Source organism: Prolinoborus fasciculus, from assembly GCF_056724605.1.
This window is the reverse complement of record NZ_JBWZQN010000158.1, coordinates 1-726: the sequence shown is the minus strand read 5'-3', so window position 1 is coordinate 726 and position 726 is coordinate 1. Positions and strand designations below refer to the sequence as shown.

General features: G+C 46.7%; 1 protein-coding gene. It reads right to left on the bottom strand.

Annotated features, from left to right (window positions below; genetic code table 11):
* Nucleotides 1-28: 28 nt before the first annotated feature.
* Nucleotides 29-726 (bottom strand): IS21-like element ISAba8 family transposase (istA, locus tag AC1P5O_RS16705; protein ID WP_441368517.1); only part of this gene is annotated, 698 nt, incomplete at its 5' end.

The window sequence follows — 726 nt, the reverse complement described above, 5'->3', positions numbered from 1 at the left end:
TGCTCTATACGGTCGTATTGCAGATTCATCAGGAAACTCCCAGCAACTGGTCATATACCGATAAGGGATGCTGCAAACTCTCGTAGGGCATGACATGCTCTGCTGCTGCAACAGGTACAGTGCTGGAACCTGTATCTGATTGCGGTAATGGCGTAAATTTTTGCTGCTCCTGTTGCAGTCGAACAGCCGGTTTTTCTTGCGTGGTGGCATGAATCCGCTGATTGGCGGTTTCATGCAGCCACCGGCCAATATGGGCATTGGCGACATCAACATCTAACAGTAAACCCGAAGTCTTCAGGCTTGCTTTTAATGGCACAATAAAGCTTGATTTGAGGTATCCATTAAAGCGTTCAACTTTGCCTTTGGTCTGTGCACGGTAGGGCTTACATACGCGAGGACGAAAGCTGTATTTCTTGGCGCAGTCGAGCAGTTTGGGGTTCCATTTATGCTGCCCCTCCTGATAGGCATCCCGTTCAATCATGATCGTTTTAGCGTTATCAAACAGGATTTCTTGAGGTACTCCTGCAAAGAACTGAAATGCATTTTCCAGACCATCGATCCATGCATCCGTACGTTCATGATCATAAAATTTCACGAAAGTCGCTCTGGAATACCCTAATGTTGCGACAAAGGCTTTTAAAGTCGTGTTGTTGCGTCGAATTGTGGTGAAATCCACCTGCATTTGTTGGCCAGGTTGGGTTTCAAAACGAATGATCGGTTCCGGTT